This window comes from Janthinobacterium sp. P210006, from assembly GCF_036231885.1.
GTDB classification, from domain to species: domain Bacteria; phylum Pseudomonadota; class Gammaproteobacteria; order Burkholderiales; family Burkholderiaceae_D; genus Janthinobacterium; species Janthinobacterium violaceinigrum.
This window is the reverse complement of the sequence record NZ_JAZARD010000003.1, coordinates 778347-793860: the sequence shown is the minus strand read 5'-3', so window position 1 is coordinate 793860 and position 15514 is coordinate 778347. Positions and strand designations below refer to the sequence as shown.

Sequence of the window (15514 nt, the reverse complement as noted above, 5' to 3'; positions counted from 1 at the left end):
GGTTCCTGTCTGTCCTTAGCGGATGCGCATGCCAGGTTCGGCTCCTGGCCACGGGTTCAGGATGTAGATGCCCGGATTCGCCTTCTCGTCCGCGGCGGACGCCGCCATGACCATGCCTTCGGAAATGCCGAACTTCATCTTGCGCGGCGCCAGGTTGGCCACCAGCACCGTCAGCTTGCCGATCAGCTCTTCCGGCTGGTAGGCCGAGCGGATGCCCGAGAAGACGTTGCGCAAACGGCCTTCGCCCGCATCCAGGGTCAGGCGCAGCAGCTTGTCCGAGCCGTCCACCAGTTCGCAGTTGACGATCTTGGCGATGCGCAGGTCGACCTTGAGGAAGTCGTCGATCTTGATCTCGGGCGCCAGTTCCTCGATGGCGGAAGCCGGTGTTTCCGCAACCGGCACTGGTGCAGCGTCGTTGGCGGCGTCGGCTGCCGGTGCCGCCACGGCGGCCGCTTGCGGCGCGTCAAACAGCGCTTCGATCATCTTTGCATCCATGCGCGTCATCAAATGGCTGTAGGCGCCGATGGTGCGGCCCAGCATGCTGTTCGAGACGGCGTCGCCGAACACTTGCGTGTCGGCCCAGGTGAACTCGGCGTCGTTGAGGAACGAGGCCACGTTCTTCGCCACGCCCGGCAGCACCGGCGACAGCAGGATCGTCAGCTGGCGGAACAGGATCAGGGCCGTGGTGCACACGTCGTGCAGCTCGGCCGTCTTGTCCGCATCCTTGGCCAGGATCCATGGCTTGTTTTCATCGACGTACTGGTTGGTGATGTCGGCGATTTCCATGATTTCGCGCAAGGCCTTGCCGAATTCGCGGTTCTCGAAGTGCGCGGCGATGCTGGCCTGGCGCTCGACGATGACGCCGTTGACGTCCACCGTCAGCGCACGGTTGATCCAGCTTTGCGCGCCTTCCGACAGCGTCGACGCCAGCTTGCCATCGAAACGCTTGGCGATGAAGCCGGCGCAGCGGCTGGCGATGTTCACGTATTTGCCGATCAGGTCGCTGTTCACGCGGGCCACGAAATCGTCGCCGTTGAAGTCCAGGTCTTCCACTTTCGAGTTCAGCTTGAAGGCGATGTAGTAGCGCAGCCATTCCGGGTTCATGCCCAGGTCCAGGTAGCGCAGCGGCGAAATGCCCGTGCCGCGCGACTTCGACATCTTTTCGTTGTTGACCGTCAGGAAGCCGTGGACATTGACTTTCAGTTTGTCGATCACCGGGTGGCCGGCAAATTTCAGCATGGCGGGCCAGAACAGCAAATGGAAGGAAACGATGTCCTTGCCGATGAAATGAATTTGTTCCGTGGCAGGATCGTTCAGCAAGGCGTCGAAATCGAGGCCTTTCTTGTCGCAATAGTTTTTCAGGCTGGCCAGGTAGCCGACGGGCGCGTCCATCCACACATAGAAGAACTTGCCTGGCGCATCGGGAATCGGGATGCCGAAATAGGGCGCATCGCGCGAGATATCCCAGTCAGCCAGCTTTTCGCCCGCTTCGCCCAGCCATTCGCTGACCTTGTTGACCATTTCAGGCTGCAAGCGGCCTGGCGTGTTGAGCCAATCCTTGAGAAATTCGAAGCAGCGCGGGTCGGACAGCTTGAAGAAATACTGTTCCGACGGCTTCATCACGGGCGTCGCATTGGTGAAGACGGAGAATGGATTGACCAGGTCGGTCGGCTGGTAGGCGGCGCCGCACACTTCGCAATTGTCGCCGTACTGGTTCTTGGCGCCGCATTTCGGGCATTCGCCCTTGATGTTGCGGTCGGCCAGGAACATGCCTTTCACGGGGTCGAAGAAGCGGTCGACGGTTTTCGTGACGATCAGGCCCGTATCGCGCAGCTTGCGGTAAATCGATTGCGACAGATCGACGTTTTCCGGCGAGTCGGTCGAATACCAGTTGTCGAAGGCGATATGGAAGCCGTCCAGGTACTGGGCACGGCCGGCGGCGATGTTGGCGACGAATTGCTGCGGCGTGATGCCTTCCTTTTCGGCGGCGATCATGATGGGCGTGCCATGCGTATCGTCGGCGCCCACAAAGTGCACTTCACGGCCGGCTGCGCCATCGCGTTGCATTCGCTGGAACCGGACCCAGATATCGGCCTGGATGTATTCCATGATGTGGCCAATGTGAAAAGCGGCGTTTGCGTAAGGCAGGGCAGTGGTGACGAACAGCTTGCGAGTCATGATTGATGCACTTTTGGGATGGATAATAGAACATTTTAACAGCGGAAAGGCAATATGAGCAGATGCAGCGCTGGCAAGTGATGCTTTTGCCGCCATCGCGCCATGCAAATTTGCGCTAGACTGCGCGTATTGCATATATGTAGTACACACGGAGATTTACATGAGCATCACAGTAGAAGACGTCAAGGCCGCGCTGGCCCAGGTTATTGATCCAAATACACATAAAGATTTCGTTTCCAGCAAAACCGTCAAGAATCTGAAGGTCGACGGCAATGATATTTCCCTCGACATCGAACTGGGCTACCCCGCCAAGAGCCAGATCGACCTGATCCGCAAATCCGTGCTGGCCGCGCTGCGCGTGCTGCCGGGCGTGGGCAATGTCAGCGTGGGCGTGTCGTCGAAAATCATTTCGCACACGGTGCAGCGCGGCTTGAAGCCGATGAGCAACGTGAAAAACATCATCGCCGTCGCGTCCGGCAAGGGCGGTGTTGGTAAATCGACCACGGCTGTCAACCTGGCCCTGGCCTTGGCCGCCGAAGGCGCCACCGTCGGCATGCTGGACGCCGATATCTATGGCCCGTCGCAGCCGATGATGCTGGGCATCAGCGGCCAGCCGAAGACGCTCGATGGCAAAAGCATGGAGCCGATGGAAAACCACGGCCTGCAAGTGTCGTCGATCGGCTTCATGATCGATCCGGACGAACCGATGGTATGGCGCGGACCCATGGTCACGCAAGCCTTGCAGCAGCTGCTGGACCAGACCAACTGGCGCGACCTCGATTACCTGATCGTCGACATGCCGCCAGGCACGGGCGACATTCAACTGACCCTGTCGCAAAAAGTACCCGTCACGGGCGCCGTGATTGTGACCACGCCGCAGGATATCGCGCTGCTGGACGCGCGCAAGGGCTTGAAAATGTTCGAGAAAGTCGGCATCCCTATCCTGGGCGTGGTGGAAAACATGAGCACGCACATCTGCTCGAACTGCGGCCATGCGGAAGAAATCTTCGGCGCCGGCGGCGGCGCGAAGATGTGCGCGGACTTCGGCGTGGAATTCCTCGGCGCCTTGCCGCTGACCATGGCCATCCGCCAGCAGACGGATTCCGGTACGCCGACCGTCGTGGCCGAGCCGGAAGGTCCCGTCGCCGTGATCTACAAGCAGATCGCCCGCACCATCGCGATCAAGGTGGCGGAAAAGGCCAAGGATATGACCAGCAAGTTCCCTAGCATCGTCATCAAGAATGACTAAACGATAGCAAGCCTTAACCCAAGGCAGAGACTGGGGTCGAACCCTCAGGGTTCGACCCCGGCCCTTCATGGGTTAACAATCCTGCGCCACTGCCAGCAGGAATATGGTTTCATGCAGTCCGTGTTGTTATTAAACAAGAGGAGACATCATGCAATTGACCACCGTATTCCTGCGCCAAGCCGCAGCCGTGATTGCGGGCAGCCTGCTGGCCGCCAGCGCGTTTGCCCAATCCGTCTCGTTTGTCGAGCCTGTCGATGGCGCGACCGTCACCAGCCCGTTCAAAGTGAAATTTGCCGTCAGCGGCATGGACGTCAAGCCGGCCGGCGACATGACGGCGAAGACGGGCCACCATCATCTGCTCATCAATATGGGGCCGATGAAGGCGGGCGAGATGATCCCCATGGACGATAAACATTTGCACTTCGGCAAAGGACAGACGGAAACGGATGTGACCTTGCCGCCGGGCCAGTACACCCTGACGATGCAGTTCGCCAACGGCGCGCACCAGTCGTATGGGCCGGAGTTGAGCAAAAGCATCAAGGTGACGGTCAAGTAGCAGCCCAGCCATTCCACGCAACACCGCGACAGGCCGGATTCCCGCAGGAGTCCGGCCTTTTTCATAATATTGCTTATTGTCATCATTACGTCATATAGTCGGCGTATGCTGCCCGGTGGCCAGCGTATGGCATCCCGATGGCATCCCGATGGCATTCCTATAACGAGTTCTGATAAACGAGCGGATATGACGAAACATTTCTCCCTTTCCCGGCAACTGGCGCAGGCGCTGCTGCTGGCGGCTGGCGTGGCGGCCAGTCAGGCGCATGCGGCCAAGGCCGTTCCTGCTGCTTCTGCCGGTGCGGCGCAGCCGAAGCTGGTGGTGGTGCTGGTGGTGGACGGTTTGCCGCAGGAGCAGGTGACGCGCTACCGCGACCAATTCGGCCAGGGCGGTTTCCGCCGCCTGCTGGAGCAGGGCGCGTGGTTCAGCGATGCGCACCAGGCGCACGGCATCACGGTCACCGCCATCGGCCATTCGGCCGTGCTGTCGGGCGCCTATCCGTATCAGCATGGCGTGATCGGCAATAACTGGATCGATCCCGTCACGAAGAAATCCGTGTACTGCACCGAGGACGGCAATTTCCATTACATCGGCGAAGAAACGCAGCCCGACGATGGCACGTCGCCGGTCAAGCTGCGCGTGAGCACCCTGGGCGACGAGCTGCGCTACTCCACGGGCGACAAGGCCAAGGTCGTCACCGTGTCGGGCAAGGACCGCGGCGCCATCCTGCTGGCCGGGAAAACGGGCACGGCGTACATGTACATGGAAAAGACGGGCAATTTCGCCAGCAGCACCTACTATATGCAGCAGCATCCGCAATGGGTGCAGCGCTACCAGGCCGCCAGGCCGCAGGACCGCTATTACGGCAAGAGCTGGACGCCCTTGCTGGCCGACGGCGCGTACGCCGGCGATGCGCGCGATGACATCGTGCCGGCCAAGCCGGGCACGCGCAACACCTTCCCGTTTGCCTATTACAGCGACAGCGGCAAGCTCGATGGCGAATACTACAGCCGCTTGAAGGCCGGTCCCTTCCTCGACGAGCTGACCCTGGAATTTGCCCGCGCCGCCATCGATGGCGAGAACCTGGGCCGCAACCCGGCCGGCGTGCCCGATATCCTGGGCGTGAGCCTGTCCGCGCACGACTATGTGAACCATGCCTACGGCCCGGAAAGCAAGATGTCGCACGACCACCTGCAGCGCCTGGACCGCATGCTGGCCGGTTTCTTTGCCGACCTCGATAAAAAAGTCGGCATGGATAACGTGCTGGTGGTGCTGACGGCCGACCATGGCTTTGCCAACGTGCCCGAATTTACGGAAGCGCGCGGCGGCTTTTCCGCCAAGCGCATCGACGGCGCCAAACTGGTCGATGCCCTGAATCAGCACCTGGCCACGACCCTGGGCGTGGACAAGCTGGTCACCGTATCGTCGCTGCCGAATATCTATCTCGATTACGCGCTGGCGGAAAAGAGCGGTATCCAGCGTACGGCCCTGGAAGACGCGGCGGCCCGCTTCCTGCTGCAGCAGGACGGCCTGGCGCAAGTCTATACGCGCACGCAGATGGAAACGGGAGCCGTGGCCACGCGCATGGATACCCTGATGCGCCGCGCCTGGAATCGCCAGCTGTCGGGCGACCTGATGGTCGTCACGAAACCGGCCTGGTACTTCGGCAAGGGCGTGGGTGGCACCTCGCACGGCACGCCGTACACGTATGACACGAACGTGCCGCTGATGGTGTTCGGCCCGCGCTGGATCAAGCCGGGTGCCTATGGCCAGTACGCGGAAGTGGTCGACATCGCCCCGACCCTGGCGCACCTGCTGCGCGTGCGCCAGCCGTCGGCGTCGGAAGGGCGGGTGTTGATGGAGGTGGTGCGGTAGTTCAGGCATAGAGGTGTATCGTTGATGTAAAGGCCAGGCTTGCGTTTTCACGGAAGCCTGTTTTTTTATTGATTTAAGAGTTGTAAGTCGACAAATATCAATAGGCACGCAAAGTTCTTGACGGATAGTGAAATTTCTTTATTTCACGATGAGGACGTCAATGAACAGTTCACTATTCAAATGTTGTTGTATGGCATTGATGTGGATTTTGCTGCCGGGGTGCGTCGTGCCACACTTCGATCATGCCTCATATGACTATTATTATGCCGTTCCCTTGAAGGCCGACAAGCCGTGGCTAAGTCTGAGCAACGGGCTTGATCTGCATGCCTATAACAAATGTGAGCATAGTGAAGTGCCGCCAAAATGTGACCCGCCGGGTTTTTGGGTGATGGAGCGACCGCAGAAGCCGGATTGGCATGAGATAGGTCGCTACAGAGTGAGCGTGTGGCATCCCGGCAAGTTGCAGTTTCAACCAATGCTTTCGGCCTATGCCAACACGACGTATCGTGCAGTTAGTCTTGTTAAAGAAGAATCACGCAAAATATATTTGCTTCGGCCTGGGTTTGGCGGTGACGAGCGCCGATCACTGGAAGGAAACGACGCTGGTGTTGTTGCAATCGATTTGCGGCCAAACGCATTATGTAGCACGGATGAGCCTGTACCACGCCTTATTGTCTTTGATGCCGATAATATATGGGTATTTGCGGAGTATGAATCAGACTGCCGAAAGGATCTGCAGGCCGATTTCGCCCCGCTTGATATATTGAACTTTGAGGACAGCGATCAGTTTAATGCTATTTTGCGTAAACCGATGAAACTGTTTTACCTCAGCTCCAGCGTGGTAGGTCAGTCAGATTTTGGTCAACCGCGCACGGTTTTACGGGATGCTGATCTCCCGAATGAAAGTACGCGCAAGACCGTGCGCTTGTCCGAGGTCGTCCGATTACAGAGCACGATGTTCCGGCTTGAGACCACACCGGCGCCACCTCTGTTGCCAGTACCGGATTATCCCAATTTTTATTGTCACTACTCAGATACGGTTATTGGTTTGAGAATGATATTTTTTGATGGTGAGAAACCATACCCCGACCTTAAATATTGTCGGCCATTTCGCGGGAAATGACATAGGCTGCGTGCTTTACAGTAGCCAATCAATCGGCAGCACCGACAGTATCGCCACCCCGATGCGCTTCCACACGCTGGCGCCCGGCTCCGTGTCGTAGCGCGTGGTGGCGCCGCTGGCGTCGCGGGCGATCCAGTACAGTGCGCCGTCGTCGCCAAGCAGCACCTGGTAGGCGCGCTGCGGGATCGTGGTGCGCATGGCTTGCCCCAGCTGGCTGGCCAGTGCGGGGCTGTCGATGACGAGGCCCATTTCCGTGTTCAGCTCGATCGAGCGGGGATCGAAATTGAACGAACCGACAAAGATGCGCCGGTCGTCGACGGCAAAGGTCTTCGCATGCAGGCTCGATGCGGAGCTGCCGAAGCGGCCCGGCTGTTCGCGCGCGTCGCCCTGTTCCCACGAGCGGCGCGATTCATACAGCAGCACGCCCGCTTTCAGCAGCGGCTTTCTCCACTTCGCATAGCCCGCATGCACGGCCGCCACGTCGGTCGCTTCCAGCGCATTCGTCAGGATGCGCACGCCCACGCCTTTTTTCGCCAGGTCGGCAAAGGCCTGGGTGCCGGCCTTGCCGGGCACGAAATACGGCGACACCAGGTCCACTTCCTTTTCCGGCACGCCCAGCAGGTTCTGCAGGTTTTCCGCCACCCCCGTGCCTGGCCGTGCCTTGTCCAGCACCTTGGCCGGATCGTCGCTGACCATGCGCGTCTTTGCCCATTCGAAGGGCAGGGTGCGTTCCATCATCTGCCTGACGAAGGGCGAGGTGCGCAGCGCCTGCACGTAGGCCTCGGCCGCCTGCGTATCGTCGATGCGGTCCGCCTCGGCGGCGATGGTGGCCGCGTCGCCATCGACGGGGCTGGTCAGCAGCAGGCTGGCCGGGTAGGCCGAGGCGCTGTTCCAGTAGCGGTCGAATTCATGCGAGACCTCGTTGACGACGGGGCCCACGGCCAGCACGTCCAGGTCGGCAAACAGCACGTCGCCGGCCGCGCCGAAATATTCATCGCCCACATTGCGTCCGCCCACGATGGTGGCCTGGTTATCGGCCGTGAACGATTTGTTGTGCATGCGCCGGTTGAGGCGGGAAAAATCCGTGGCAAAGGCCAGCGCGCGCGGCGCGCGGGGCACGAAGGGATTGAACAGGCGGATTTCCAGGTTGTGCTGCTTGCCCAGCATGGCCAGGGTCTGGTCCAGTCCCGCCGTGTTGTTATCGTCGAGCAGCAGGCGCACGCGCACGCCCCGCTCGGCGGCCTGGCGCAGGGCATCGAACAGCAGGGTGCCCGTGATGTCCTTGTGCCAGATGTAGTACTGCACGTCCAGGCTGCGCTGGGCCGCGGCGGCCAGCAGGGCGCGCGCGGCAAAGGCGTCGCGCCCGTCGACCAGCGGGTAGATGCCGGAGACGCCCGGATGCTGCGCCACCAGGGGCGCAATGGCCGTGGCCAGCTGGGTGTGCCCTGTATCGGTGATGACGCTGGAGGGGATGCGGCCTTCCAGCGAAGGCAGCGCAGCGCAGCCGGCGAGGAGGGCGGACAGCAGCAGCGGCAGCAGCAAGGCGGCGCTGCGCGAGGGAAGTACTTGGACGGGCATGGCGGGCTTTCATCGGGTTGCCCCGATGTTAGCAGATGCGCATGCCCGCACGGGGCAAGGTGTTACAACTGTTCCAGCGCGATCAGCTCGGCCACCGTCTGGCGGCGGCGGATCAGCCGGGACTGCTCGCCATCGGCCAGGTATTCGGCCGCATGCGGGCGGCTGTTGTAGTTCGACGACATCGATGCGCCATACGCGCCCGCGCCTTCGAAGACGACATAGTCGCCCACCTGCGCTGCCGGCAGCAGCCGGGTTTCCACCACGCCGCCGTCGCGCTGCGTAAATACGTCGCCCGATTCGCACAGGGGGCCGCCGACCACGGTGGCGCGCTGCGCGTCCAGCGCGCGGCCGTCATGCGCGATGACCGACATTTCATGGTAGCTGCCGTACATGGCAGGGCGCATCAGTTCATTGAAACCCGTATCGAGCAAGGTGAAGTGGTTGCCGCCCATTTGCTTGGTGGCGCGCACTTCGGCCACCAGCAGGCCCGCGTCGGCCACGAGGAAGCGGCCCGGTTCGATTTCCAGGTGCACGGGGTGGCCCAGGTGCGCCTCGATCTGCTTGCGCGCCGCGTCCCACAGCTGGAAGTAGTGGTCCGTGTCGACGGGCTGCTCGCCTTCGCGGTAGGGCACGGACAAGCCGCCGCCCGTGGAAATGGCTTCCAGGTCGTGGCCCATGTTTTTCACCAGGTCGACCATGGTGCCGCAGACGGTTTCCAGGTGGCTGTAGTCGACGCCCGAGCCGATGTGCATGTGCAGGCCCACCAGGTGCAGGCCATGCGCGCGGATGACGGCCAGCGCCTCCGGCAGTTCTTCATGCCAGATGCCGTGCTTGCTGTTTTCGCCGCCCGTATTCGTCTTGTTGCTGTGGCCATGGCCATAGCCGGGATTGATGCGCAGCCAGACGCGGTGGCCGGGCGACACGGGGCCCAGCTGGCGCAGCATGTCGACGGAGCCGCAATTGACTTCGATCTTCGCCGCCGCCACGCGCGCCAGGGTGGCGCGGTCGAACAGGTCGCAGGTGAACACCAGGCCGGCGGCGCCGTTCGTTTGCGCCGGCGTAAAGCCCGCCTGCAGCGCGCGCTCGATCTCGCCCAGCGAGACGGCGTCCACGTGCACCCCCGCTTCGCGCATCAGCGCGAGCAGATGGATGTTCGAATTGGCTTTTTGCGCAAAGCGCACGGTGTCGAACTGGGCCAGCTGGGCGATGCGCGCGCGGATGGTGGCCGCGTCATACACCCACAGCGGCGTGCCGTGTTCCTGGGCGAGTTGGGCGAGGGTCTGGTCGGTGACGGGCTTCATCGTGTGCTTTCGGGGAATGGGGGAGTGACTGCATGATGGCCGATTGTGCTTCGAATATAAAATATCCATTTAAGGCTACCTTATTCATTTATGATATGGGCATGACTATCTCCCTGCGCCATATCGAAGTATTCCGCGCCATCATGACGACGGGCAGCGTGACGGCCGCCGCTGCCATGCTGCACACGTCGCAGCCCACCGTCAGCCGCGAGCTGGCGCGCCTCGAGCATTTGACGGGCCTGACCCTGTTCGAGCGCGAACGGGGGCGGCTGCGCCCCACGGCCCAGGCGCTGCAGCTGTTCGAGGAAGTGCAGCGCGCGTATTTCGGCCTGGAGCGCATCGTCAGCACGGCGGCGGCCCTGCGCCAGTTCGACCAGGGGCAGCTGTCGATCGCCTGCCTGCCCGTGTTTTCCCAGTCGCTGCTGCCGCAGGCGTGCAAGCGCTTCGTCGCCGACTTTCCCAAGGTGAGCATCAGCATCACGCCGCAGGAGTCGCCGCTGCTGGAAGAGTGGCTGTCGGCGCAGCGCCACGATATCGGCCTGACGGAAGTGGGCAGCGCGCCGCCGGGTACCACATTGAGTACCCTGATGTCCGTCGATGAAGTGTGCGTGCTGCCCGACGGCCACGATCTGGCGGCGAAAGCCGTGCTGCAGCCGGCGGACTTCGCGGGCCAGCCTTTCATCAGCCTGGCCGCCGTCGACCCTTACCGCCAGCAGATCGACGCCATCTTCGCGCAGGCTGGCGTGGAGCGGCGCATGGCGCTCGACACGCACAGCGCCGCCTCCGTCTGCGCCATGGTGCGCGAAGGCGTGGGACTGGCCATCGTCAATCCGCTCACGGCGCTCGACTATGCGGGGCAGGGCTTGCAGATCCGCCGCTTTGCCGTGTCCTTGCCGTTCACCGTAAATCTGGTCAAGCCCCTGCACCGGCCCCTGTCGCAGCTCGTCGCCCTGTTCGAGCAGGCGCTGCAGGCGCAGGCGGATGAGGTGAAAAGGCGGCTGCTGGCACTATAAGGCAAGCCCCTTGAAAGACCGGGGTCAGACCCTTAGGGTCTGACCCCAGCGTTCGTGGTGGGGTTTGCCTTTGGGGTTTGCTTAGGTAGTAAAATGGTGTTTTCTTAATTTAAGCCTGATTACTTCGATGACCACCACTGCTACTCCTGTCCGTACCCGTTTCGCTCCCAGCCCGACCGGCTATCTGCACCTGGGCGGCGCCCGCACCGCCTTGTACAGCTGGGCGTATGCCCGTCACTTCGGCGGCACCTTCGTGCTGCGCATCGAAGACACGGACGTGGAACGTTCGACGCCGGAAGCCGTGCAAGCCATCATCGAAGGCATGAAGTGGCTGGGCCTGGACCACGACGAAGGCCCGTTCTACCAGATGCAGCGCATGGACCGCTACCGCGAAGTGGTGGCGCAGATGCTGGCCGAAGGCACGGCGTATCACTGCTACTCGTCGCCGGAAGAAGTCGAGGCGATGCGCGAGCGCATGCGCGCCGCCGGCGAAAAGCCGCGCTACGACGGCACCTGGCGTCCGGAACCGGGCAAGACCTTGCCTGCCGTGCCGGCGGACCGCAAGCCCGTCGTGCGCTTCAAGAATCCCCTCGACGGCGACGTGAGCTGGGACGACGTGGTCAAGGGCACGATCACGATTTCCAACCGCGAGCTGGACGACCTGGTGATCGCCCGCCCGGACGGCACGCCAACGTACAACTTCTGCGTGGCCGTCGATGACTGGGACATGCAGATCACCCACGTGATCCGCGGCGACGACCATGTCAACAACACCCCGCGCCAGATCAACATCCTGCGCGCCATCGGCGCACCGCTGCCCCTGTATGGCCACCTGCCGATGATCCTGGGCGCGGATGGCGAGAAGCTGTCGAAGCGCCATGGCGCCGTCAGCGTGATGGATTACCCGGCGCAGGGCTTCCTGCCGGAAGCGATGCTGAACTATCTGGCGCGCCTGGGCTGGAGCCATGGCGACGATGAAGTGTTTTCGACCGAGCAGTTCTGCGAGTGGTTCAACCTGAACCACCTGTCGAAATCGGCGGCCCAGTTCAACAATGAAAAACTGGCCTGGCTGAACAACCACTATATCAAGCAGGCCGACAATACCCGCCTGGCCGACCTGGCACGCCCGCAAATGCTGGCCGCCGGCGCCGTCTTCGAAGGCGCGCCGGACCTGGCGCAAGTGCTGGGCATGATGAAAGAGCGCGCCAACACCGTCAATGAACTGGCTGCCGCCTCGATGCTGTTCTTCCGCGAGCCGCAACCGGAAGCGGAACTGGCCGCGCAGCACATCACGGATGCCATCAAACCCGTGCTGGCGCAGTTTGCGGAACGCATCGCCACGGTGGAGTGGAGCAAGGAAGCCGTGGCCGCCATGATCAAGGAAGTGCTGGCCGCGAACACCATCAAGATGCCGCTGCTGGCCATGCCTTTGCGCCTGATCCTGACGGGCCAGCTGCAGACGCCGGCCATCGACCAGGTGGTGGTGATCTTCGGCCGCGAGACCGTGCTGGCGCGCCTGGCAAAGTGGCTGTAATCGCCGCGCCGAATTGAGCGTGTAAATGCGGTGCAGAAACCGCCCCTATGAAAAGTTGCTCATAGACGAAAAAGGGTATTTGCAGAGTGAAACTTCTTTGCTATACTCTTGTTTCTGCACCAACGGGGGTATAGCTCAGCTGGGAGAGCGCTTGCATGGCATGCAAGAGGTCAGCGGTTCGATCCCGCTTACCTCCACCAGCAGCAAAACCGCAGTCAGGTTTTGTTAGTCGTTGAAGTGGTGCAGTTGTTGTTTGGAAGTTCCGCGGTCCCCATCGTCTAGAGGCCTAGGACATCACCCTTTCACGGTGAGTACAGGGGTTCGAATCCCCTTGGGGACGCCAGGTAGTTGTGGTATAGTAGTGGCAGTTGTTTGTACTGATTGTTGTAAGTTCAGGCCGGTAAAAAACGGGTTCTGGATGGAAAGCAAGTAGTGGAACAAAGTCGCCAAGTGCGGCTTTTATTATTTCTGCGCCCGGGGGGTATAGCTCAGCTGGGAGAGCGCTTGCATGGCATGCAAGAGGTCAGCGGTTCGATCCCGCTTACCTCCACCAACAGCGCAGAAGTAAGGTGGTAAAACTGTAGTACCGAGGTCCCCATCGTCTAGAGGCCTAGGACATCACCCTTTCACGGTGAGTACAGGGGTTCGAATCCCCTTGGGGACGCCAGTTCAGTCTGGTGTTGTGGTTGTAAGAAGTAGCAGTGTTTCTGCGCCCGGGGGGTATAGCTCAGCTGGGAGAGCGCTTGCATGGCATGCAAGAGGTCAGCGGTTCGATCCCGCTTACCTCCACCAACAGCGCAGAAATCACATGGTAATCAAAGTCGCCTCGAGCGGCTTTTTTTATGTCTGGAATATTTCCGCCATACCCCTCGGGGAGTAAGGCTAAGCTGTTAGTGCGCTTGCATGGCATGCAAGAGATCAGCGGTTCGATCTCGCTTACCTCCACCAACAGCGCAGAAATCACATGGTAATCAAAGTCGCTTCGAGCGGCTTTTTTTATGTCTGGAATATTTCCGCCATACCCCTCGGGGAATATGGGTAAGCTGTTAGTGTGCTTGCATGGCATGCAAGAGGTCAGTGGTTCGATCCCGCTTACCTCCACCAACAGCGCAAAAACGGGTCGTGCATAAATCAAAGTCGCCTTGAGCGGCTTTTTTATTTCCGGCGCATTTCCGTCAACCTCCGCCAATGGCATCCAAGTCACACGATATTCAACGTCGCCCGGCGCGGCTTTTTTTGTTTCTATTGGTTGCTTGGCTATAACTGACAGTGATTTTCGGAGCGGTTAAAGTTGGCAGGCAGGTTCAATTTTGCATGACCTGCCATTAAAAATGAACCATTACATTCAGGAGACAGGATGCACCGCGTATTTGCCAGTTTTTTTCTTGCTGCCATCATGCACGTTCCCGCACATGCGGAGGCGCCCCTTGCGGCGAAATTCGACCCCGGTGCGCTGAAGTTGCAAAAGGGGCCGTTCAATGACGTGCTGGTGCTCGGTTCACCCCACTTGGCGCAATTGCCAAAATCGTTTGATCCGTCTCAATTGAGCTTGCTCAACGAGCGCCTGGCGGGCTGGCGGCCGGACGCGATCGCGATCGAGGCGCTTTCGGGCTTGCAATGCGCTTACTTGCGTGCCTATCCGCAGCGCTATGGCGATACGGTGAAAACCTATTGCCATGACACTGCCGTCGCGCGGGCCGCCACGGGGCTCGATGTGGTGGCGGCCACGGCGCAGGCGCAGAGTTTACTGGCCGCCTGGCCAGCGGCGCCATCCGCCGCCCAGCGGCGTACATTGGCTTCCCTGTTCCTGGCCGGCGGCGAGCGTGCATCGGCGCTGGTGCAATGGCTGCGCCTGCCTGCGGAAGAGCGGCGCGCCGGCGACGGCCTGAGCGAACCCCTGGTCGCGGACCTCAATTCCCTGCGGGAGGAGCGCAACGAGGATTATCAGATCGCTGCCGTGCTGGCGGCGAAGGGCGGGCACGAGCGGGTGTATGGCATGGATGACCACACGGCTGATATGCCTGTTGCCGATGTGAAGGCGTATGCCAAGGCGATCAGGGCGGCCTGGGATAATCCCTTTTCGGCGGAGCGCAAGCGCATCCACGCCGGGTTTGAAGGGCAATTGACTACGCCGGCCGGTGTGCTGGCGATCTACCGCGCCTATAACGGACGCGCGGAGGCGGATCTGGCAGTCCGCGGCGATTTTGGTGCGGCGCTGGAAGAGCCGTCGCCACAGCGTTATGGCCGCAACTACGTGGCCTCCTGGGAAGTGCGTAACTTGCGCATGGCATCGAACATCCGCGAAATCATGGCGGCGCGCCCGGGTATGCGCACCTTGGTCATCGTCGGCGCCTCCCACAAAGGCTATCTGGAGGCGTATCTGGGCCAGATGCATGACGTGCGCATCGCCAGTACGGACGATATCTTGCGTTAATGAATGCTTTTGCCGCGCCAGGCGGTTGGCGCGGTTTTTCTTCCGCATGCCTGGCGTGCCGCCGCTTCCATATCTTCCTGCCATCATCCTGTCCCCATAGGGAGCGATGATTCAAATAAGGCGGAAAAAAGAAGGCCAGCAGTTGATTTCGTGAATCGCTTCGTGTTAAACTTCGCGCACGCTTTTTTGAGGGGCTAAGCAAAGCCTTCAACGAAGAGTCCGCTGAGAGTAAAGCCAGCACAGGTCCCCATCGTCTAGAGGCCTAGGACATCACCCTTTCACGGTGAGTACAGGGGTTCGAATCCCCTTGGGGACGCCAGGATTTAGTTGTAAAGTAAGAGTGCAGTGCTGAACGGGCCTGACAAGTCAGGCTTTTTTTGTTTCTGCAATATTGCTGCAGTACCGGGTCAGGATGCAAATAGTGCATTCAGGACAGATTTCTGTCCCCATCGTCTAGAGGCCTAGGACATCACCCTTTCACGGTGAGTACAGGGGTTCGAATCCCCTTGGGGACGCCAGATTCGCAAGTAGTAACAGGTCTGGATGCAAAGCAGCGCATCCAGGACAGATTTTCTGTCCCCATCGTCTAGAGGCCTAGGACATCACCCTTTCACGGTGAGTACAGGGGTTCGAATCCCCTTGGGGACGCCAGACCGGCTGAATCAGCCAACAA

General features: G+C 60.7%; 10 protein-coding genes and 8 tRNA genes. 15 read left to right on the top strand and 3 right to left on the bottom strand.

Annotated elements, in window-relative coordinates; all coding sequences use genetic code 11:
• Positions 1-15: 15 nt before the first annotated feature.
• On the bottom strand, positions 16-2178 hold the full coding sequence (metG, locus tag VPH41_RS17545; protein ID WP_328570946.1) for a methionine--tRNA ligase: 2163 nt from the start codon (positions 2176-2178) through the stop codon (positions 16-18).
• A 160-nt stretch (positions 2179-2338) separates the two neighbouring features.
• On the opposite strand from metG, the gene apbC reads away from it, so the two are divergent.
• The 4 genes from apbC (at position 2339) to VPH41_RS17525 (ending at position 6981) form a co-directional block, all read left to right on the top strand.
• On the top strand, positions 2339-3427 hold the full coding sequence (gene apbC / locus VPH41_RS17540) for an iron-sulfur cluster carrier protein ApbC (RefSeq protein WP_128139888.1): 1089 nt from the start codon (positions 2339-2341) through the stop codon (positions 3425-3427).
• 148 nt (positions 3428-3575) lie between these two features.
• On the top strand, positions 3576-3983 hold the full coding sequence (locus VPH41_RS17535) for a DUF4399 domain-containing protein (protein WP_034778045.1): 408 nt from the start codon (positions 3576-3578) through the stop codon (positions 3981-3983).
• Positions 3984-4169: 186 nt separating this feature from the next.
• A complete protein-coding gene (locus tag VPH41_RS17530) occupies positions 4170-5858 on the top strand; it encodes an alkaline phosphatase family protein (RefSeq protein WP_328570945.1) in 1689 nt (562 codons plus the stop codon).
• Between the two features lie 160 nt (positions 5859-6018).
• Complete coding sequence (locus VPH41_RS17525; RefSeq protein ID WP_152257151.1) at positions 6019-6981, top strand: hypothetical protein; 963 nt, start codon at positions 6019-6021, stop codon at positions 6979-6981.
• Between the two features lie 15 nt (positions 6982-6996).
• On the opposite strand, the gene VPH41_RS17520 is transcribed toward VPH41_RS17525, so the two are convergent.
• Both VPH41_RS17520 and lysA read right to left on the bottom strand, forming a co-directional pair.
• The gene (locus VPH41_RS17520) at positions 6997-8559 is read right to left on the bottom strand and encodes a phospholipase D family protein (protein WP_328570944.1); all 1563 of its coding nucleotides are present in this window, start codon (positions 8557-8559) and stop codon (positions 6997-6999) included.
• Positions 8560-8621: 62 nt separating this feature from the next.
• On the bottom strand, positions 8622-9860 hold the full coding sequence (lysA, locus tag VPH41_RS17515) for a diaminopimelate decarboxylase (RefSeq protein WP_328570943.1): 1239 nt from the start codon (positions 9858-9860) through the stop codon (positions 8622-8624).
• A 101-nt stretch (positions 9861-9961) separates the two neighbouring features.
• Here lysA and VPH41_RS17510 point away from each other — a divergent pair, with 101 nt between their 5' ends.
• From VPH41_RS17510 to VPH41_RS17460, 11 genes are all read left to right on the top strand, one after another.
• Positions 9962-10873, top strand: coding sequence for a LysR family transcriptional regulator (locus VPH41_RS17510; protein ID WP_328570942.1), 912 nt, complete (start codon positions 9962-9964; stop codon positions 10871-10873).
• Between the two features lie 127 nt (positions 10874-11000).
• Positions 11001-12407 carry a glutamate--tRNA ligase gene (gene gltX, locus VPH41_RS17505; RefSeq protein WP_328570941.1) on the top strand — a complete coding sequence of 469 codons (1407 nt, stop codon included), beginning with the start codon at positions 11001-11003 and terminating at the stop codon, positions 12405-12407.
• A gap of 124 nt (positions 12408-12531) precedes the next feature.
• A tRNA-Ala gene (locus VPH41_RS17500) sits at positions 12532-12607 on the top strand.
• A gap of 67 nt (positions 12608-12674) precedes the next feature.
• A tRNA-Glu gene (locus VPH41_RS17495) sits at positions 12675-12750 on the top strand.
• Between the two features lie 134 nt (positions 12751-12884).
• Positions 12885-12960 (top strand) — tRNA-Ala (locus VPH41_RS17490).
• Between the two features lie 38 nt (positions 12961-12998).
• Positions 12999-13074 (top strand) — tRNA-Glu (locus VPH41_RS17485).
• Between the two features lie 49 nt (positions 13075-13123).
• Positions 13124-13199: transfer RNA gene (locus VPH41_RS17480), tRNA-Ala, on the top strand.
• 565 nt (positions 13200-13764) lie between these two features.
• The gene (locus VPH41_RS17475; RefSeq protein WP_328570940.1) at positions 13765-14841 is read left to right on the top strand and encodes a DUF5694 domain-containing protein; all 1077 of its coding nucleotides are present in this window, start codon (positions 13765-13767) and stop codon (positions 14839-14841) included.
• Between the two features lie 243 nt (positions 14842-15084).
• A tRNA-Glu gene (locus VPH41_RS17470) sits at positions 15085-15160 on the top strand.
• A 123-nt stretch (positions 15161-15283) separates the two neighbouring features.
• Positions 15284-15359: transfer RNA gene (locus VPH41_RS17465), tRNA-Glu, on the top strand.
• A gap of 57 nt (positions 15360-15416) precedes the next feature.
• A tRNA-Glu gene (locus VPH41_RS17460) sits at positions 15417-15492 on the top strand.
• Positions 15493-15514: the final 22 nt, after the last annotated feature.